Consider the following 18,773-nt stretch of genomic DNA (forward strand, 5'->3'; position numbering starts at 1 on the left):
GCCCGCTCCCACAGAGGCACAAAAAAACCGCGTCTGGCTCACACCGGACGCGGTTTTTCGAAACTGCTTACAATTACTTGTTTACAGCGTCGGTCAGCACTTTGGCTGGAACGAACTTGACGACTTTCTTGGCAGCGATTTCGATGGCAGCGCCAGTCGAAGGGTTGCGGCCGGTACGGGCAGGACGCTCGGTGATTTTCAGTTTGCCAATGCCTGGCAGAGTGATTTCGCTGCCATTTTCCAGTTGATCAGCAACGATCTGACCCAGTTGCTCCAGAGCGTTACGCGCGGTGGTTTTCGGCGCGTCGATAGCTTCGGCGATGTCGGCGATCAGTTGGTCTTTGGTCAGTGCCATGGTGGTGTTCCTTCCCTATCAAATTCAGTGAGTATGCAGAGTGCTACGTCAGTCATCGAGCCAGACCTGCGGGGTAACCGGCGGTCCGGTGTTACAGCCACGTCATTCGCGTATGTAGATACGTAAAACGGCGTTTGGTTCGACGTGACGCGAGCGGTCTGCCAGCAATGCGCCACACACGGGGCGCAAGACCGGGCAAAACTACCACAGGAATGGATAAATATCCGCAGCTGACCGGCTAAATGTGCAGGTTTTTCGGGGCTTTGCGCGAAAAAACGCAAAAAACTGAACAAAAAACGAACAACCGTCATTTCTGCCAACATCTGGCCGCTGAATCACCTCTGGGCTGAGGTACACTTGGCAACTTTGCAACGCGGCCAGCACCGCCCATTTTCAACCGAGAATCCCATGCCGATCCGTCATTGCATCGTCCACCTGATCGACAAGAAACCCGATGGCAGCCCCGCTGTGCTGCACGCACGCGACTCCGAGCTGGCCGAGTCCAGCGCCATCGAAAACCTCCTGGCCGACCTCAACGACAGCTACAACGCCAAACAAGGCAAAGCCTGGGGGTTCTTCCATGCCGAATCCGGCGCCCACCCGTTCAGCGGCTGGCTGAAAGAGTACCTGGAAGACGGCAGCACCTTCACCGCCTTCAGCCGGGTCGCCGTCGAGCACCTGCAAAAACTGATGGAAGAGTCCAACCTGTCGGTCGGTGGTCACGTGCTGTTCGCCCACTACCAGCAAGGCATGACCGACTACCTGGCCATCGCCCTGCTGCATCACAGTGAAGGCGTGGCGGTGAACGCCGAACTCGACGTTACCCCGTCCCGCCACCTGGACCTGGGCCAGCTGCACCTGGCCGCGCGGATCAACCTCTCCGAGTGGCAGAACAACAAAACCTCAAAGCAGTACATCTCGTTCATCAAAGGCAAGAACGGCAAGAAGGTCTCGGAATACTTCCGCGACTTCATCGGCTGCCAGGAAGGGGTCGACGGCCCCGGCGAAACCCGCACCCTGCTCAAAGCCTTCAGCGATTTCGTCGAAAGCGAGGACCTGCCGGAAGAGGCCGCCCGCGAGAAAACCCAGACCCTGGTCGACTACGCCACCAGCCAGACCAAGGCCGGTGAACCAGTAACCCTGGAGGAGCTTTCCGGGCTGATCGACGAGGACCGTCCACGGGCCTTCTACGAACACATCCGCAACAAGGACTACGGCCTGTCGCCGGAGATCCCTGCCGACAAGCGCACCCTGAACCAGTTCCGCCGTTTCACTGGCCGCGCTGAAGGACTGTCGATCAGCTTCGAGGCACACCTGCTGGGCTCGAAGATCGAATACGACGAAGAGGCCGGCACGCTGATCATCAAAGGCCTGCCGACGCAGCTGACCGATCAGCTCAAGCGTCGCAAGGACTGAGTCCCTGCCAGGAGGCCACCAGGGCCTCCTTGGCGCTTTTGCGCAGCTTCTTCACCAGCCGCTCCTGGCGCAGCGCCTCGGCCTTGTCCGGCCAGGCCTCGACGTAGACCAGCGCCACTGCCGGACTGGTACTGAAATAGCGCGCGCCCTGGCCCTTCTGGTGGGCGATGAAACGCCGTTGCGGGTTATCACTGATTCCGCAGTACAACGAGCCGTTGGCGGCACGCACCAGGTAGACATACCAGGGTTTCACGGGAGGTTCGACGGCAGCTTCGGGCACGGTGCGGACTATTCGACGACAAAGCCCACAGCTTACCCGTTCAGCGACCGGCCTGAAACGCGCGCAGGCCTTTCAATGCCTGCTGGCGAACCTTGCCCTGGACCATCGGTGTCCAGCCCAGCAACAGCCCTGTCCTGCCCAGCGCCTGCCGCGACCAGCGCCACAGGTCGAAGCTGTCGTGATGCTCGCAGATCTTGTCGTCGCGAAAAACAAAGCGCGCCTGGATATCGTTGACCACCGTGCGCCCGGTCTGGCTGAACAGGTAGGTCGCGACCCAGTGCGCTGCGCCGCTGCGCTCATCGGCAGACACGCTGTCGAAGGTCAGGGAAAAGTCCTTGGCACGGGTGGTGAGCATTCGCCACATGTCGCCGGCATCCTTGCCGCGCAAGGTGCCGAAGGCCGGGTCGCTGAAGACGATATCATCGCTATAGCAGGCAACCATCGCTTCAGCGTCCAGGCGCTGGAAAGCCTCGTAGAAGCGGGTGATCAAAGCACTGTGGGCATCGCTCATGAGGCGGGTCCGTTTCCGATGGAATAGACCCGCACCATAGTGGCAAAAACAATCGCGGGGCAAGCCCGCTCCTACCGGGCCCGGTGGGAGCGGGCTTGCCCCGCGATGGCCTCAAACCCGCTCGCTGACCACCTGCACATGCAGATTGCGCCCGGCCTTCAAGCCAAAACCGATGGCGCCGATACCCAACAACGCAAAAATCCAGCCGACCGCATTCCAGCCTCCGGTCAGGTCGTGCACCAGCCCCACGGCAAACGGCCCCATGGATGCCAGGGTGTAGCCGACGCCCTGGGCCATGCTCGACAGGTTGGCGGCCACATGGGCATCCTTGGAGCGCAACACGATCAAGGTCAGCGCCAGGGCAAAGGTGCCGCCCTGCCCCAGTCCGAGCACGATTGCCCAGCCCCACAGACCATCGAGCGGCGCATACAGGCAGCCGAACAGACCGGCCAGCGCCAGCAGCATGACCACGACAATGGCCAGACGCTGATCCTTGCCACGCGTTGCCAGCCATGGCGCGCTGAGCGAGCTGATCAACTGCACGATCACCGAACCCGACAACACCAGACCCGCCTGGGTCGGGGACAGGCCACGACCGATGAGGATCGACGGCAACCAACCGAAGACAATGTACGCCAGCGACGACTGCAGCCCCATGTACAGGGTTACCTGCCAGGCCAGTGGATCGCGCAGCAGGCCGCGTACCCGATAAGCCACATGATGTGCTCCGTGACCCTGGCGCGCTTGCGGCAACCAGATCAGCGCCGCCAGCAGCGCCGGTATCAACCAGAAGCCCAGGCCCAGCGACCAGCTGTCGCCGAAATGCTCGCTCAACGGTACCGTGGCCCCTGCGGCCATGGCGGCTCCCAGGCACAGCGCCATGGTGTAAACCCCGGTCAACGTGCCCGCATGCTTGGGAAAATCGCGCTTTACGATACCCGGCAACAAGACCCCGATCACGCCAATGCTCGCGCCAGCCATGATGCTGCCAACGAATACACCGGTGCTGCCGAAGGCGCTACGCACGGCGATGCCGGCCGCCAGGGTCAGGAGGATGCCGAGGATCACCCGCTCGCTGCCAAAGCGCCGCGCCAGGATTGGTGCCAAGGGCGCAAACAGCCCCAGGCAAAGCACCGGCAGCGTCGTCAGCAAGCCAGCCTGAGAGGCGGTCAGGCCGAGGCTATCGGAGACCTGGCTGAGCAACGGCGCCATGCTCGACAGCGCCGGGCGCAAGTTCAGCGCCACCAGTACCAGGCCAAGCAGCAACAACCAAGGGCGCGTGAGCAGCACCGATTGTTGTTGCACCTGTTCGTCGTCGGCTTCGGCGTCGATCAGCAGTTCTTCCAGCTCCGGCCCGTTGGCCGGCTGGGTGTTTCGAGCAGTGTCATGCGCCATGGCTGCCTCGCAAGGTCAGGATTCGTTGATCAGGGTCCGGCTCAGGGCTTTGGCCTTGTCCGAATCGCGTTGTTCGATAGCGTCGAGAATCTGGCCATGCAGGTCGAAAACCATCTGGCAGCGCGGCGCTTGGCTCAGGTTGTGGTGCACGGTAGCGGCCACTACCCCGGAGAAATAGCGGTACAACTCGCTCAATGCCGGGTTGTGCGCGGCATCCACCAGGCGTTGGTGGAAGATCAGGTCGCAGCTGACATAACGCTCCAGGTCAGCGTGAAAATGCTCGCTGCTATGGGCCAGCGCTTCACGCAGACCTTGCAGGTCCTCGTCGGTGCGACGTAGCGCAGCCAGGCCAATTGCCTCGGCTTCGAGGATGTGCCGCGTTTCCCGTGCCTGTTCAAGATTACAGCGGGACAACGCCTGGACTGCCTGCAAGGGGTCGACCGCGGTGCGTAGATAACTGCCATCACCCTGGCGGACTTCGACCAGGCCACTGAAGGCGAGCACGCGCATGGCTTCGCGCACGGTATTACGGCTGATGCCCAGTTCCGTGGCCAGCTCCGGCTCGGTTGGCAAGCGTTGCCCTACCGCCCAGGCGCCGTTGGCGATGCGCTGGCGCAGTTGATCGACAGCCTGTTCGACCAGAGAACGTTTGATTAGCAAGGTCATTTGAGCTTACATCCAATCATCGGATGAATTTAGACGAGAGAGAATACTCCCCAAAATTGTGTAAAAGCAATCGCGGGGCAAGCCCGCTCCCACAGATCGGTGGGAGCGGGCTTGCCCCGCGATGAATACAAGCCGGAATCAGTTCAAAGCATCAACCAATGCCTGATTCATCTCCGGAGTACCAATGGTGATACGCAGGAACTGGGCAATGCGTGGTTGCTTGAAGTGACGCACGATCACCCCTTGCTCACGCAACCTGGCTGCCAGTTCGCCGGCATCCTGCTGCGGATGACGGGCGAAGATGAAGTTGGCTGCCGAAGGCAGTACTTCGAAGCCACGCGCAGTAAGCTCAGCCACCAGCTTCTCGCGACTGTCGATGACCTTGCGGCAGGTTTCGTCGAAGTAGGCCCGATCCGCAAACGCCGCAGCCGCACCGACGATGGCCATGCGATCGAGCGGATAGGAGTTGAAGCTGTTCTTGATCCGCTCCAGTGCCTCGATCAGGTCCGGGTGACCCACCGCCAGACCGACCCGCAAGCCCGCCAGCGAGCGCGATTTGGACAAGGTCTGGGTAACCAGCAGGTTGTCATAACGATCCACCAGGCTGATTGCCGTCTGCCCGCCAAAATCAATGTAGGCCTCATCGACCACCACCACTGTCTCCGGGTTGGCCTTGAGCAGTTGCTCGATGGCCTCCAGCGCCAACAGGCAGCCGGTCGGGGCGTTGGGGTTGGGGAAGATGATGCCGCCATTGGGCCTGGCGTAGTCCTCGACACGGATCTGGAACTGCTCGTCCAGCGCTACCGCCTCGTAAGGAATGCCATACAGGCCGCAATACACCGGATAGAAGCTGTAGCTGATATCCGGGAACAACAGCGGTGCGCCGTGCTGGAACAGGCCGTGGAAAATGTGCGCGAGCACTTCGTCCGAACCATTGCCGAGGAACACCTGGTTGCCGTTGACCCCGTAATACTCCGCCACTGCCTGCTTGAGCAGGTCACTGTTGGGGTCCGGGTACAGACGCAGATTGTCATTCAACTCGCCGCGCATGGCCTCCAGCGCCTTGGGCGAAGGGCCATAGGGGTTCTCGTTGGTGTTGAGCTTGACCAGCCTGGCCAGTTTCGGTTGCTCACCCGGAACGTAAGGCACCAGGTCCTTGACGAAGGGGCTCCAGAATTTACTCATGCTCAGTTCCCCTTCTTGTCGGCAACAATGCGGTATTCGGCGCTACGGGCGTGGGCGGTCAGCGATTCGCCACGGGCGAGGATCGAGGCGGTGTGGCCCAGCTCCGATGCGCCCTGCTCGGAGCAGAAGATGATCGACGAACGTTTCTGGAAGTCATATACCCCCAGCGGCGAGGAGAAGCGCGCGGTACCGGAGGTTGGCAACACGTGGTTCGGACCTGCGCAGTAGTCACCCAGGGCTTCGCTGGTGTGGCGACCCATGAAGATCGCGCCGGCGTGACGAATCTGCGGCAGCCAGGCCTGTGGATCAGCCACCGACAGCTCCAGGTGCTCAGGCGCGATACGGTTGGCGACTTCCATGGCCTGCTGCATGTCACGCACCTGGATCAGCGCACCACGAGCATTGATCGAAGTCTTGATGATTTCGGCACGCTCCATGGTCGGCAGCAGCTTGTCGATGCTGGCCGCCACCTTGTCGAGGAACGCTGCATCCGGGCTGACCAGGATCGCCTGGGCATCTTCGTCGTGCTCGGCTTGGGAGAACAGGTCCATGGCGATCCAGTCCGGATCGGTCTGGCCGTCACAGACCACGAGGATTTCCGAAGGACCGGCAATCATGTCGATACCGACCTGGCCGAACACGTGACGCTTGGCCGTGGCGACGTAGATGTTGCCGGGGCCGACCACCTTGTCGACCTGCGGCACGCTCTCGGTGCCATAGGCCAGCGCCGCTACCGCCTGGGCGCCACCGATGGTGAACACCCGGTCGACACCGGCAATGCAGGCGGCCGCGAGCACCAGCTCGTTGACCTCACCACGCGGGGTTGGCACCACCATCACCACTTCACCGACGCCGGCAACCTTGGCCGGAATCGCGTTCATCAGTACCGACGAAGGGTAGGACGCTTTGCCGCCCGGCACGTACAAGCCGGCACGATCCAGCGGGGTGACCTTCTGGCCCAGCACCGTACCGTCAGCTTCGGTGTAGCTCCAGGAGTCCTGCTTCTGCCGCTCGTGGTAACTGCGCACGCGACTGGCAGCCTTTTCCAGGGCTTCGCGCTGGGCTGCGGTGATGCGGGTCAGGGCCAGCTCCAGGCGCTCACGCCCCAGGATCAGGTCGTCGATCGACTTGGCTTCAACGCCATCGAAACGCTGGGTGAACTCCACCAGTGCCGCGTCACCGCGCTCGCGCACGGCTTTGATGATGTCGAGCACACGCTGGTTGACCGCATCGTCAGACACACTTTCCCAGCTCAACAGATGATCCAGATGTCGGGCGAAATCCGGGTCAGCGGCATTGAGTCGGGCAATTGCAGTGGACGTGGTCATAGCGAGGGCCTCAATAAATGGCGAATGCTCAGGCGCCCTAAGCTACCAGTCCATCCGCGCGGGCACCCGAGAAAATTGGCTATGACGCGGATAGATGGGCGCGACAGCGAAGGTCGCGCGCAGGAATCAGCCGCGGTGTCGCGATTCGACAGCCTGGCGCAGGGTGTCGATCAGACTCTGGATGCGCGCATGCTGCATCTTCATCGAAGCCTTGTTGACCACCAGCCGGGAGCTGATGGTGGCAATCAGTTCCTGGGGTTCCAGGCCATTGGCACGCAAGGTGTTGCCGGTGTCGACGACGTCGATGATCTTGTCGGCCAGACCGATCAGCGGCGCCAGCTCCATCGAACCGTACAACTTGATGATATCGACCTGACGGCCCTGTTCGGCGTAGTAACGCTTGGCGACATTGACGAACTTGGTCGCCACGCGCAGACGGCCCTTGGGCTCAGCGGCGCCAATGGCACCGGCGGTCATCAGCTTGCACTGGGCAATCTGCAGGTCCAGCGGCTCGTAAAGGCCCTGGCCGCCGTACTCCATCAGCACGTCCTTGCCCGCCACACCCAGATCGGCGGCGCCATGCTCGACATAGGTCGGCACGTCGGTAGCCCGGACGATCAGCAGACGTACGTCGTCCTGAGTCGTCGGGATGATCAGTTTGCGGCTCTTGTCCGGGTTCTCGGTCGGCACGATACCGGCTTCCGCCAGCAGCGGCAGGGTATCGTCGAGAATCCGACCTTTGGATAGCGCGATGGTCAACATGGGAAACGTCGGTCCTTATGCGGCTACAGCCGGCCGGGCCTGATGTGGCCCGACCGCATTCAATTCGGTGCAGCAATTGGCTGGCGCGTCCCTGCGCCGGTCACAGACTAGCCCGGTACGCGACGGATCTTCGCGCCCAGCATCTGCAGTTTTTCTTCGATGCACTCGTAACCACGGTCGATGTGGTAGATGCGGTCGATCAGGGTGTCGCCTTCGGCCACCAGGGCCGACAGCACCAGGCTCGCCGAAGCCCTCAGGTCGGTGGCCATGACTGGCGCGCCCTTGAGGGTTTTGGTGCCGGTGACGATGGCGGTGTTGCCTTCGACCTGGATATGCGCGCCCATGCGGTGCATTTCGTAAACGTGCATGAAACGGTTTTCGAAGATCGTCTCGATCACCGCACCGGTGCCTTCGGCAATGGCGTTGAGCGAGATGAACTGCGCCTGCATGTCGGTCGGGAATGCCGGATACGGAGCGGTACGCAGGTTCACGGCTTTTGGCCGTTTGCCGTGCATGTCCAGCTCGATCCAGTCTTCACCGGTGGTGACTTCGGCGCCCGCTTCCTTGAGTTTTTCAAGGACGGCTTCGAGGATGGTCGGATCGGTGTCCTTGACCTTGACCCGGCCACCGGTGACGGCAGCGGCAACCAGGTAGGTACCGGTTTCGATGCGGTCCGGCATGACCCGGTAGGTCGCAGAACCCAGACGCTCGACGCCATCGATGGTGATGGTGTCGGTGCCGGCACCCTGAACCTTGGCGCCCATGGCGTTGAGGAAGTTGGCCAGATCGACCACTTCCGGCTCACGCGCGGCGTTCTGCAGCACGCTGCGGCCCTTGGCCAGGGCAGCGGCCATCATGATGTTCTCGGTACCGGTCACACTGACGGTGTCGAAGAAGAAGTGCGCACCGAGCAGGCCGCCTTCAGGCGCCTTGGCTTTGATGTAGCCACCTTCGACTTCGATTTTTGCGCCCATGGCTTCCAGGCCACGGATGTGCAGGTCGACCGGACGCGAACCAATGGCGCAACCGCCAGGCAGTGCCACTTCGGCTTCGCCAAAGCGGGCAACCATCGGGCCCAGTACCAGGATCGAGGCGCGCATGGTTTTCACCAGCTCGTACGGCGCGACCAGGGTCTTGATGGTGCGTGGATCGATCTCTACCGCGAGCTTCTCGTCGATCACCGGCTCAATGCCCATGCGGCCGAACAGCTCGATCATGGTGGTAATGTCGTGCAGGTGCGGCAAGTTGCCGACCGTGACCGGACCATCGCAAAGCAGGGTAGCGGCAAGAATCGGCAGGGCCGCGTTCTTGGCACCGGAAATGCGGATTTCGCCATCAAGACGAACGCCGCCAGTAATAATCAGTTTGTCCATTTGTGTCTCGCCGCCAATTTAGGCTCAGTTGCGCTCAGCCCAGGCTGCGCTGCTGAAAAATTTCATGGTTACCGCATGGATGCTGCCATCGGTGATCCACGGGTTAAGGTGAGCATAGATCTGCTGTTGACGCTTGACCGGGCTCAGGGCCGCCAATTCGTCACTGATCACGTTCAACTGGAAGTTGCAGCCTTCGCCTTCAACTTCGACCCGGGTTCCCGGCAACTTTTCTTCAAGGAAGTTCTTAACTTCTACGGCCTGCATGCTCAACCTCAATCGGCGCCCTGTGCGCGCGGGTCGGCCATCATACAAAAAAGCCCCTCGCCTGCGAACCCCGTAAACGGAGACTCTGACAGAGGGGCCAGTCGCTGGCTGGCGGTCATTGACCGGCCAGCACCTCGTCGAGGTCATAAACCTCGGCGATTTCACGCATATCCTGAGGCATTGCGCGAACCTCGACAGCCTTGCCGGCCGCCTTGCCATCGCGCATGAATGCCAGCAACAGGGACAAGCCGACGCTGCTGGATTTCTCCACCTGCGAGCAATCGAGCACCAGGGCGCCGGCCTTGCACGCCGCGATCAAGGCTTTACCTTCCTTGCGCAAGGCGGGCCCGCTGCGGTAGTCCAGCACCCCGGCCAGGCGCAACACACCTGGCTCGTTCATGGTCACGGCGCTATCACTCATTGCTCTTGCTTCTCGGCAGTTTCCTTGGCCTTGGCCACTTCGCCGGCCCAGCCGTCGATGGTCTTGTCCAGGTCGTTGCCATTGCGGTTCATGGCGTCAGCGAACTGGTCACGGAACAGTTTGCCGATGTTGATGCCGTTGACGATGACGTTACGTACTTTCCATTCATCGCCCAGCTTGGTCATGGTGTACTGAACCGGGTAGATGGCGCCGTTGTTGCCCTTGACGGTCATGTCGACGCTGGCACGGTCATCACCGTCCTTTTTCTCGGCGCCGACAGTGATGCCCTGGTTGTTGTACTCGAGCAAGGCGTTGCCATAGAACTGCATCAGGCTGCGCTTGAAGTTTTCCTGGAAGCGCTGCATCTGCTCCGGGGTGGCCTTGCGCGAATACTTGACGGTCATGATGCTTTTCGAGATGCCATCGGCATCGACCACCGGCCCCAGATTGGCGTTCAAGGCATCGTAGAACGCACTCGGGTTGGCCTTGTATTGCTCTTTGTTGGCCTTCAGGTCGGCCAGCAACTGGGTGGTTGTCCCCTGAATCACCTCTTTGGGGGACTGAGCAGCTGCGCCAGCCATCAACGGCAGCGCAGCCAGCAGTACCAGCAAGCCGCGTCGCAGGATAGAAATCATGGAAACTCCTTATTTAGCTTCTTTGCCAACGGTATTGAGCAGGAACTTGCCAATCAGATCTTCCAGCACCAGCGCCGACTGGGTGTCGTGAATGGTTGCACCATCCTTGAGCACCGTTTCTTCTCCGCCCACGCTGATACCGATGTACTTCTCGCCGAGCAACCCAGCGGTGAGGATAGATGCAGTGGAGTCGGTAGGCAGGTTGTCTACGCGTTTTTCCAGCTGCAACGTCACCCGACCGGTGTAAGTGTCACGGTCCAGATCGATGGCTGTGACCTTGCCGATGGTCACACCGGCCATGGTCACTTTAGCTCTGACCGTCAAACCGGCGATATTGTCGAAGTATGCGTAAATTTTATAGGTATCGCTGCTCGGGCTCGCCGACAGGCCGCTGACGCGCAGGGCCAGCAGGATCAGCGCCAGGATCCCGGCCAGGAGGAACAGGCCGACACCGATTTCCAGGGTGCGGTTTTGCATCAGAAATCTCCAAACATCAAGGCGGTCAGAATAAAGTCCAGACCCAGGACTGCCAATGAGGCATAGACCACGGTCTTGGTGGTGGCACGGCTGATCCCCTCTGAAGTGGGCTCGCAGTCATAGCCTTGGAATACGGCAATCCAGGTAACAACAAAAGCAAAAACCAGGCTCTTGATCACGCCATTGAGCACATCGTCGGTGAACGACACACTGTTCTGCATGTTGGCCCAGAACGAGCCTTCATAGACGCCCAGCCAGTCCACCGCCACCCAGGACCCACCCCAGATGCCCACCACGCTGAAAATCAGCGCCAGCATCGGCAATGAGATGAAACCAGCCCACAGACGCGGGGCAACGATGTATTTGAGTGGATCGACACCGATCATTTCCAGGCTGGAAAGCTGCTCAGTGGACTTCATGTTGCCGATTTCGGCGGTCAGCGCCGAACCTGCACGCCCGGCGAACAGCAATGCGGTAACCACAGGCCCCAGCTCACGCAGCAAGGTCAAGGCAACCATCTGCCCGACGGCCTGTTCCGAGCCGTATTTGGTCAGGATGCTGAAACCCTGCAGGGCCAGCACCATACCGATAAAGACCCCGGAAACAACGATGATCGCCAGCGACAGCACGCCAACCGAATAGAGTTGCCTGACCAGCAGCTGAAAGCCGCCGCCAGTACCGCTGCGCCCGACCAGCGAGTGCAGCAGGAACAGAAACGAGCGGCCGAGCACGGCCAGCACGTCGATGGCCGAACGGCCAAAACGACGAATACGTTCGAGCAAGGATTTTCTGCGCATCAACGCTTCCCCAGAAGATCGGCGCGGTAATCCGGCGCAGGAAAGTGAAAGGGTACCGGTCCGTCCGGATCACCTTTCATGAATTGACGAATGCGCGGATTGTCGGAGCCCATCAGCTCGTCCGGCGTACCCTGGCCGAGGACCTGGCCATCACCGACCACATAGATGTAGTCGGCAATACTGGCGGTTTCGGCCAGGTCGTGGGAGACCACGATGCTGGTGATGCCCAGGGCATCATTGAGCAGGCGGATCAGCCGCACCAGAACGCCCATGGCGATAGGGTCCTGACCGACGAAGGGCTCGTCGTACATGAGGATCTGCGGGTCCAGGGCAATGGCCCGGGCCAGTGCCACGCGACGCTTCATGCCCCCGGACAGTTCGTCAGGCATCAGTTCGATGGCACCGCGCAGGCCGACGGCCTGCAGTTTCATCAGAACAATGTCACGGATCATTTCGTCGGACAGCTGGGTATGCACCCGCAGCGGGAATGCCACGTTCTCGAACACGTCGAGATCGGTGAACAGTGCGCCACTCTGGAACAACACCCCCATCTGTTTGCGCGCATCGAACAGATCGCTACGCGACAGCGTCGGCAGGTTCTGCCCGGCGACCCAGACCTCGCCGCTGGCCGGACGCAGCTGTGCGCCCATCAGACGCAACAGTGTGGTCTTGCCGCACCCGGAAGGCCCCATGATGCCGGTGACCTTGCCGCGGGGAATGCGTATATCGACATTATTGAAGATGCTGCGCGAACCGCGCTTGAAGGACACACCCTTCAACTCGACCGCGTAGGCGTTATCAACGCTCATCTAGACTCCTTGCGATGCAGCCATCTCACTCAGACGCGCGCCCCCTTCATGGAGGCACGCACGCCCTGAGCGGGCCGAACAGGCGGCGAACTATATCATCGCTGATAGCGACGCCCCAAGGCCGTAGCAGTGCTTGTTCAGCCAGGGTTAAGGTTGGCGAGCGACTGTATGACAATCACAAGGTGAGGGTTTTGCGCATTACCGCTATAATCGCCGCCTTTTCATCAGGCAATCCGATTTTCGACATGAGCCAATCCAGCGACCTGATCCAATCCGCGCAACGCACCATCCGTTTCGAACTCGAGGCGGTTGAGGGCTTGCTAGCCCACATCGACGCCGATTTCGTCAAGGCGTGCGAGCTGATCCTGGCCAGCAAGGGCCGCGTGGTGGTGGTCGGCATGGGCAAGTCCGGGCATATCGGCAACAAAATCGCCGCGACCCTGGCCAGCACCGGCACGCCGGCCTTCTTCGTTCATCCGGCCGAAGCCAGCCATGGCGACATGGGCATGATCACCCGCGACGATGTCATCCTCGCCCTGTCCAACTCCGGTTCGACCGCCGAGATCGTTACCCTGCTGCCGTTGATCAAGCGCCTGGGTATCCAGCTGATCAGCCTGACCGGCAACCCGGACTCGCCGCTGGCCAAGGCCGCCGAAGTCAACCTCGATGCCCGCGTTGCCCAGGAAGCCTGCCCGCTGAATCTGGCACCGACCTCCTCGACTACCGCCGCACTGGTCCTGGGCGACGCCCTGGCCATTGCCTTGCTCGAAGCTCGCGGCTTTACCGCTGAAGATTTCGCTTTTTCGCACCCTGGTGGCGCCCTCGGCCGCCGCCTGCTGTTGAAAGTCGAGAACGTCATGCACGCCGGTGAAGAGCTGCCGCAGGTGCAGCGCGGAACCCTGCTCAAGGACGCACTCCTTGAAATGTCTCGCAAGGGATTGGGCATGACCGTGGTGCTTGAAGCCGACGGGCGGTTGGCCGGGATCTTCACCGACGGTGACTTGCGCCGCAGCCTGGATCGCAACATTGATGTACACACCACCCTGATCGAAGAGGTCATGACCGCTCACGGCAAGACCGCCCGCGCCGAAATGCTCGCCGCCGAAGCCCTGAAAATCATGGAAGACCACAAGATCAGCGCCCTAGTGGTGATCGACAAGGACGAGCGCCCGGTTGGCGCCCTGAACATGCACGACCTGTTGCGTGCGGGAGTGATGTAAATGAGCCAGGACCTGCTCCAGCGCGGCAAGGCGATCAAGCTTGCGGTATTCGATGTTGACGGCGTACTGACTGACGGCCGCTTGTACTTTCTCGAAGATGGCAGCGAATTCAAGACCTTCAATACCCTCGACGGCCAGGGCATCAAAATGCTCATGGCCTCGGGCGTGACCACGGCGATCATCAGCGGGCGCAAGACCCCGGTGGTCGAGCGCCGGGCCAAAAACCTCGGCATCCCGCACCTGTATCAGGGGCGCGAAGATAAATTGGTGGTATTGGACGAACTTCTTGGCCAACTCAACCTAAGCTATGAACAAGTTGCCTATCTGGGTGACGACCTGCCTGACCTGCCGGTGATCCGTCGCGTCGGCCTGGGCATGGCGGTGGCCAATGCCGCAGCCTTTGTCCGCGAGCACGCCCACGGGATCACCAAGGCCCGTGGCGGTGAAGGCGCAGCCCGCGAATTCTGCGAGTTGATCCTGCAAGCCCAGGGCAATCTCGACGCGGCCAATGCCCATTACCTGTAGAGCGCCACATGTTCAGTAAAAAATTCCGCACCGCTGCGCTGTACAGTGTGATTGCCGCCTTGCTGGCGGCAGTTGGCTACTGGAACATCGGCCCCGAGAGCTTTCTCGACAAGCCGGTGGTCAGCGTCGACAACAACGCTATCGACTATTACGCCACCAATGCCCACAGCGTACAGTTCCTGCCAGACGGCAAGATGCAGTACGAGATGACCGCCGACAAGGTCGAACACCTCAAGGTCAGCGAAGTGACCCTGCTGACCAAGCCGGACCTGCAACTGTACCGTGGCACCACCTACCCCTGGCACGTGCAGAGCGAAAAGGGCGAGGTCAATCCGGATGGCTCGGAAGTGGAATTGATTGACTCGGTACGGGTTGCCCGCACCGATGAAAAGAACCGCACCATGATCATTACCACCAGCCGCATGACGGTATTCCCGCAGAAGCAATATGCGCAAACCGCACAAGCCGTTAAAATCGACGGCGCCGGTGGCGTCACTACGGGCAATGGAATGAAAGCGTATTTGAAAGACGGCAGGATGGACCTGCTGTCCAACGTAAGAGGACAGTATGAGGCTCGTTAAAACCCTCCCCTTTTTGCTCAGCCTGAGCGCAGCACTGGGAAGCGCGAGCGCCTGGGCCCTGCCGAACGACCGTGACCAGCCTATCCGCATTCAGGCCGACAACGCGCACCTGGATGACAAGAAAGGGGTCGCCACCTATACCGGCGACGTCATCATCACCCAAGGCTCGATGATGATCAAAGGCAACACCGTGACCATCACCCGCGCCGCCTCCGGCGACATCGATGTGGTGACCTCGGTGGGCAACCTGGCCTACTTCGAGCAGCAACAGAGCGCTGCCAAGCCGGACAAGATGCAAGGCTACGCCGTGACCATCCAGTACCAGGCGCAAAAAGACCTGGTGGTGCTGACCGACCGCGCCAAAGTGGTCAACGAAGGCAATACCACCGAAGGCGAGAAGATCGTCTACAACACCAAGACCCAGGTAGCGACTGCCGGTCGTGGCGGCAATGTGACCACACCGCGCCAGCGTATCGACATGGTGATCCAGCCTAAGAAGAAGGCCGAGTAAATGGCGACCCTCAAAGCCCAGCACCTGGCCAAGAGCTACAAGAGCCGACAAGTGGTCCGCGACGTCAGCCTGTCGATCGACAGCGGCCAGATCGTCGGCCTGCTCGGCCCTAACGGCGCCGGCAAAACCACCTGCTTCTACATGATCGTCGGCCTGGTCCAGGCCGATCAGGGCCGTGTCCTGATCGACGACCTGGATGTCAGCCACCAGCCGATGCACGGCCGTGCCCGTGCCGGTATTGGTTACCTGCCCCAGGAAGCCTCGATCTTTCGCAAGCTTTCGGTTGCCGACAACATCATGGCGATCCTCGAGACCCGCAAGGACCTCGACACCGCCGGACGTCGCAAGGAACTGGAAAGCCTGCTGCAGGAATTTCACATCAGCCACATTCGCGACAACCTCGGCATGAGCCTGTCCGGCGGCGAACGTCGCCGCGTGGAGATTGCTCGGGCCCTGGCCACCGCACCGAAATTCATCCTGCTCGACGAACCCTTTGCCGGTGTCGACCCGATTTCGGTCGGCGACATCAAGCAGATCATCCATCACCTCAAGGCCAAGGGCATCGGTGTACTGATCACCGACCACAACGTCCGCGAGACCCTGGATATCTGCGAAACCGCTTACATCGTCAACGATGGCCAACTGATTGCCGAAGGCGATGCAGAGACCATCCTGGCCAACGACCTTGTCAAAGAGGTGTACTTGGGCCACGAGTTCCGCTTGTAAGTTCGAGGCGACAAAGCGCTTGCCAGGGGCAACTGTACCGGTGAAATCCGGCTTAATTGTTACAGCACCCTAGGCAAACGCTCCAATTTCAGGCATATAATTTGCTTAAAGTTGGCGCTTCGGTGCCCTTGTAGTGGATGGCGCATGTGCGCCGGCGAAAAAGGTGTTAAGCCCCTGCCATGAAACCATCGCTCGTCCTAAGAATGGGCCAGCAACTGACGATGACACCGCAGTTGCAACAGGCCATCCGTCTGCTCCAGCTTTCTACCCTGGACCTCCAGCAGGAAATCCAGGAAGCGCTGGAATCGAACCCGATGCTCGAACGCCAGGAAGAAGGCGACGACTTCGACAACAGCGACCCGATGGCGGACAACGCCGAAAGCAAGCCGGTCGCCGAAGTCCAGGACACCAGTTTCCAGGAAGCCACGCCAACCGTGGACAGCCTGGAAGACGGCGAATGGAACGAGCGCATCCCCAACGAGCTACCGGTCGATACGGCCTGGGAAGACATCTACCAGACCAGCGCCAGCAGCCTGCCCAGCAACGACGATGACGAGTGGGATTTCACCACCCGCACCTCGGCTGGCGAAAGCCTGCAAAGCCACCTGCTCTGGCAGTTGAACCTGGCGCCGATGTCCGACACCGACCGGCTGATCGCGGTCACCCTGATCGACTGCATCAACAACCAGGGCTATCTCGACGAAACCCTCGAAGAAGTCTGCGAGTCCTTCGACCCGGAGCTGGATATCGAGCTCGACGAAGTCGAAGCCGTGCTGCACCGCATCCAGCAATTCGAACCGGCCGGCATCGGCGCCCGTAACCTCAGCGAGTGCCTGCTGCTGCAGCTGCGTCAACTGCCCGCCAGCACCCCCTGGATGGCCGAAGCCCAGCGCCTGGTCCGCGATTACATCGACCTGCTTGGCAGCCGTGACTACAGCCAGCTGATGCGGCGGATGAAGCTCAAGGAAGACGAACTGCGCCAGGTCATCGAACTGGTCCAGAGCCTCAACCCGCGCCCCGGCTCGCAGATCGAATCCAGCGAAGCCGAATACGTGGTCCCTGACGTGATCGTGCGCAAGGACAACGAACGCTGGCTGGTCGAACTCAACCAGGAAGCCGTGCCGCGCCTGCGGGTCAATCCGCAATACGCCGGATTCGTCCGCCGCGCCGACACCAGCGCCGACAACACCTTCATGCGCAACCAGTTGCAGGAAGCCCGCTGGTTCATCAAGAGCCTGCAGAGCCGCAACGAAACCCTGATGAAGGTCGCCACCCAGATCGTCGAGCACCAACGTGGTTTCCTCGATCACGGCGACGAAGCAATGAAGCCGCTGGTATTGCACGACATCGCCGAAGCGGTGGGCATGCACGAGTCGACCATTTCCCGGGTCACCACCCAGAAATACATGCATACACCGCGTGGGATTTACGAGCTGAAGTACTTTTTCTCCAGCCACGTCAGCACCTCCGAAGGCGGTGAATGCTCGTCCACAGCGATTCGCGCGATCATCAAAAAACTGGTTGCAGCGGAAAATCAGAAAAAGCCATTGAGTGACAGCAAGATCGCTGGTTTACTGGAGGCACAAGGTATCCAGGTAGCCCGTCGCACCGTCGCCAAGTACCGCGAGTCCCTCGGCATTGCACCGTCGAGTGAGCGTAAGCGACTGATGTAGCCCCTGAGATAGCCATAGCAGTTCAGTGGCAGGCGCAACACCTGCCTCTTATGCACGGGCAACAAAGGAGAAGCTGTATGCAAGTCAATATCAGTGGACAGCATGTAGAAGTCACCCAGCCGCTGCGCGAGTACGTCGAACAGAAACTGAAACGGCTGGAAGGGCACTTCGACAAGATTACCAATGTGACGGTAATCATGAAGGTCGAGAAGCTGCAGCAGAAAATTGAAGCGACGCTGTTTATTCCCGGCGGCGAAGTGGTTGCAAATGCCGAACACACAGACATGTATGCAGCGATCGATGCCTTGACCGACAAGCTCGACCGCCAACTGAAAAAACACAAGGAAAAACAGCAAAGCCTGCTGCAAGGTGCAGCGGCCCGCTGATCCCCCTCATCCATGATCCGACTTGAAACCATCCTGACCCCCGGCCGTTCCCTGGTGAACGCGCCGGGAGGCAGTAAAAAGCGTGCACTCCAGGAAATCGCCACCCTGATCGACCGGGAGGTTCCAGACCTGGAGATGCAAGACGTTTTTGAAGCCCTGTTTGCCCGGGAGAAACTCGGGTCGACCGGTTTTGGTAATGGCATTGCCATTCCACACTGCCGCCTGAAAGGCTGCTCATCCCCCATCAGCGCCCTGATACACCTGGATGCACCGATTGACTATGACGCCATTGATGGCGCCCCGGTCGATTTGCTGTTTGTCCTGCTGGTTCCCGAAGCGGCCACCGATGCGCACCTTGAACTGTTGCGCCAAATTGCCAGCATGCTCGACCGCAAGGACGTGCGTGACCGGCTGCGTGCCGCCAGTAGCAGTGAAGCCTTGTACCAGGTCGTACTGGACGTACAGAACGAGTCCTGA

General features: G+C 60.5%; 24 protein-coding genes. 9 read left to right on the forward strand and 15 right to left on the reverse strand.

All coding sequences use genetic code 11. The features are described 5' to 3' along the window. Positions 1-73: 73 nt before the first annotated feature. On the reverse strand, positions 74-355 hold the full coding sequence (locus PSAKL28_RS21420) for an HU family DNA-binding protein (protein ID WP_009398256.1): 282 nt from the start codon (positions 353-355) through the stop codon (positions 74-76). Between the two features lie 408 nt (positions 356-763). Here PSAKL28_RS21420 and yejK point away from each other — a divergent pair, with 408 nt between their 5' ends. Continuing rightward, positions 764-1,771, forward strand: coding sequence for a nucleoid-associated protein YejK (yejK, locus tag PSAKL28_RS21425; RefSeq protein ID WP_038614347.1), 1,008 nt, complete (start codon positions 764-766; stop codon positions 1,769-1,771). On the opposite strand, the gene PSAKL28_RS21430 is transcribed toward yejK, so the two are convergent. From PSAKL28_RS21430 to PSAKL28_RS21495, 14 genes are all read right to left on the reverse strand, one after another. After that, a complete protein-coding gene (locus PSAKL28_RS21430; RefSeq protein ID WP_232478209.1) occupies positions 1,752-2,024 on the reverse strand; it encodes a GIY-YIG nuclease family protein in 273 nt (90 codons plus the stop codon). The genes yejK and PSAKL28_RS21430 overlap by 20 nt on opposite strands. Before the next feature lie 67 nt (positions 2,025-2,091). Beyond that, a complete protein-coding gene (locus PSAKL28_RS21435) occupies positions 2,092-2,562 on the reverse strand; it encodes a nuclear transport factor 2 family protein (RefSeq protein ID WP_038614351.1) in 471 nt (156 codons plus the stop codon). A 111-nt stretch (positions 2,563-2,673) separates the two neighbouring features. Beyond that, positions 2,674-3,957 carry a CynX/NimT family MFS transporter gene (locus PSAKL28_RS21440; protein ID WP_038614354.1) on the reverse strand — a complete coding sequence of 428 codons (1,284 nt, stop codon included), beginning with the start codon at positions 3,955-3,957 and terminating at the stop codon, positions 2,674-2,676. Between the two features lie 15 nt (positions 3,958-3,972). Next, positions 3,973-4,623, reverse strand: coding sequence for a FadR/GntR family transcriptional regulator (locus PSAKL28_RS21445; RefSeq protein WP_038614356.1), 651 nt, complete (start codon positions 4,621-4,623; stop codon positions 3,973-3,975). A gap of 138 nt (positions 4,624-4,761) precedes the next feature. After that, entirely contained in the window at positions 4,762-5,808 is a 1,047-nt protein-coding gene (hisC, locus tag PSAKL28_RS21450; RefSeq protein ID WP_038614357.1) for a histidinol-phosphate transaminase, read from the reverse strand. A gap of 2 nt (positions 5,809-5,810) precedes the next feature. Next, positions 5,811-7,136, reverse strand: a complete 1,326-nt coding sequence (gene hisD, locus PSAKL28_RS21455; RefSeq protein WP_038614359.1) for a histidinol dehydrogenase — start codon at positions 7,134-7,136, stop codon at positions 5,811-5,813. Between the two features lie 126 nt (positions 7,137-7,262). Further along, positions 7,263-7,898, reverse strand: a complete 636-nt coding sequence (gene hisG, locus PSAKL28_RS21460; RefSeq protein ID WP_028942845.1) for an ATP phosphoribosyltransferase — start codon at positions 7,896-7,898, stop codon at positions 7,263-7,265. 107 nt (positions 7,899-8,005) lie between these two features. Then, complete coding sequence (murA, locus tag PSAKL28_RS21465; RefSeq protein WP_038614363.1) at positions 8,006-9,271, reverse strand: UDP-N-acetylglucosamine 1-carboxyvinyltransferase; 1,266 nt, start codon at positions 9,269-9,271, stop codon at positions 8,006-8,008. Positions 9,272-9,295: 24 nt separating this feature from the next. Further along, positions 9,296-9,535, reverse strand: coding sequence for a BolA family protein (locus PSAKL28_RS21470; protein ID WP_028942843.1), 240 nt, complete (start codon positions 9,533-9,535; stop codon positions 9,296-9,298). Between the two features lie 115 nt (positions 9,536-9,650). Beyond that, positions 9,651-9,956 carry an STAS domain-containing protein gene (locus PSAKL28_RS21475; protein ID WP_038614366.1) on the reverse strand — a complete coding sequence of 102 codons (306 nt, stop codon included), beginning with the start codon at positions 9,954-9,956 and terminating at the stop codon, positions 9,651-9,653. Continuing rightward, a complete protein-coding gene (locus PSAKL28_RS21480; RefSeq protein ID WP_038614367.1) occupies positions 9,953-10,591 on the reverse strand; it encodes an MlaC/ttg2D family ABC transporter substrate-binding protein in 639 nt (212 codons plus the stop codon). The genes PSAKL28_RS21475 and PSAKL28_RS21480 overlap by 4 nt, the downstream gene beginning before the upstream one ends. Before the next feature lie 9 nt (positions 10,592-10,600). Continuing rightward, on the reverse strand, positions 10,601-11,068 hold the full coding sequence (gene mlaD / locus PSAKL28_RS21485; protein WP_038614369.1) for an outer membrane lipid asymmetry maintenance protein MlaD: 468 nt from the start codon (positions 11,066-11,068) through the stop codon (positions 10,601-10,603). Further along, positions 11,068-11,865 carry a lipid asymmetry maintenance ABC transporter permease subunit MlaE gene (gene mlaE / locus PSAKL28_RS21490; RefSeq protein WP_038614371.1) on the reverse strand — a complete coding sequence of 266 codons (798 nt, stop codon included), beginning with the start codon at positions 11,863-11,865 and terminating at the stop codon, positions 11,068-11,070. The genes mlaD and mlaE overlap by 1 nt, the downstream gene beginning before the upstream one ends. Further along, positions 11,865-12,674 carry an ATP-binding cassette domain-containing protein gene (locus tag PSAKL28_RS21495; protein ID WP_038614373.1) on the reverse strand — a complete coding sequence of 270 codons (810 nt, stop codon included), beginning with the start codon at positions 12,672-12,674 and terminating at the stop codon, positions 11,865-11,867. The genes mlaE and PSAKL28_RS21495 overlap by 1 nt, the downstream gene beginning before the upstream one ends. 245 nt (positions 12,675-12,919) lie before the next feature. On the opposite strand from PSAKL28_RS21495, the gene PSAKL28_RS21500 reads away from it, so the two are divergent. From PSAKL28_RS21500 to ptsN, 8 genes are all read left to right on the forward strand, one after another. Next, on the forward strand, positions 12,920-13,894 hold the full coding sequence (locus tag PSAKL28_RS21500; protein WP_038616920.1) for a KpsF/GutQ family sugar-phosphate isomerase: 975 nt from the start codon (positions 12,920-12,922) through the stop codon (positions 13,892-13,894). Then, positions 13,895-14,419 (forward strand): KdsC family phosphatase, encoded by a 525-nt coding sequence (locus PSAKL28_RS21505; protein WP_038614375.1) that lies wholly within the window; start codon positions 13,895-13,897, stop codon positions 14,417-14,419. It abuts the gene before it with no gap. Positions 14,420-14,427: 8 nt separating this feature from the next. Then, complete coding sequence (gene lptC, locus PSAKL28_RS21510; protein ID WP_038614378.1) at positions 14,428-15,000, forward strand: LPS export ABC transporter periplasmic protein LptC; 573 nt, start codon at positions 14,428-14,430, stop codon at positions 14,998-15,000. Continuing rightward, the gene (lptA, locus tag PSAKL28_RS21515) at positions 14,987-15,511 is read left to right on the forward strand and encodes a lipopolysaccharide transport periplasmic protein LptA (RefSeq protein ID WP_038614380.1); all 525 of its coding nucleotides are present in this window, start codon (positions 14,987-14,989) and stop codon (positions 15,509-15,511) included. The genes lptC and lptA overlap by 14 nt, the downstream gene beginning before the upstream one ends. Beyond that, positions 15,512-16,237, forward strand: coding sequence for an LPS export ABC transporter ATP-binding protein (gene lptB, locus PSAKL28_RS21520; protein ID WP_038614382.1), 726 nt, complete (start codon positions 15,512-15,514; stop codon positions 16,235-16,237). 179 nt (positions 16,238-16,416) lie between these two features. After that, positions 16,417-17,910 (forward strand): RNA polymerase factor sigma-54, encoded by a 1,494-nt coding sequence (locus PSAKL28_RS21525; protein ID WP_038614385.1) that lies wholly within the window; start codon positions 16,417-16,419, stop codon positions 17,908-17,910. 77 nt (positions 17,911-17,987) lie between these two features. Then, a complete protein-coding gene (gene hpf / locus PSAKL28_RS21530) occupies positions 17,988-18,296 on the forward strand; it encodes a ribosome hibernation-promoting factor, HPF/YfiA family (RefSeq protein WP_028942831.1) in 309 nt (102 codons plus the stop codon). A 12-nt stretch (positions 18,297-18,308) separates the two neighbouring features. After that, on the forward strand, positions 18,309-18,773 hold the full coding sequence (ptsN, locus tag PSAKL28_RS21535; RefSeq protein ID WP_038614388.1) for a PTS IIA-like nitrogen regulatory protein PtsN: 465 nt from the start codon (positions 18,309-18,311) through the stop codon (positions 18,771-18,773).

Source organism: Pseudomonas alkylphenolica (assembly GCF_000746525.1).
Lineage (GTDB): Bacteria > Pseudomonadota > Gammaproteobacteria > Pseudomonadales > Pseudomonadaceae > Aquipseudomonas > Aquipseudomonas alkylphenolica.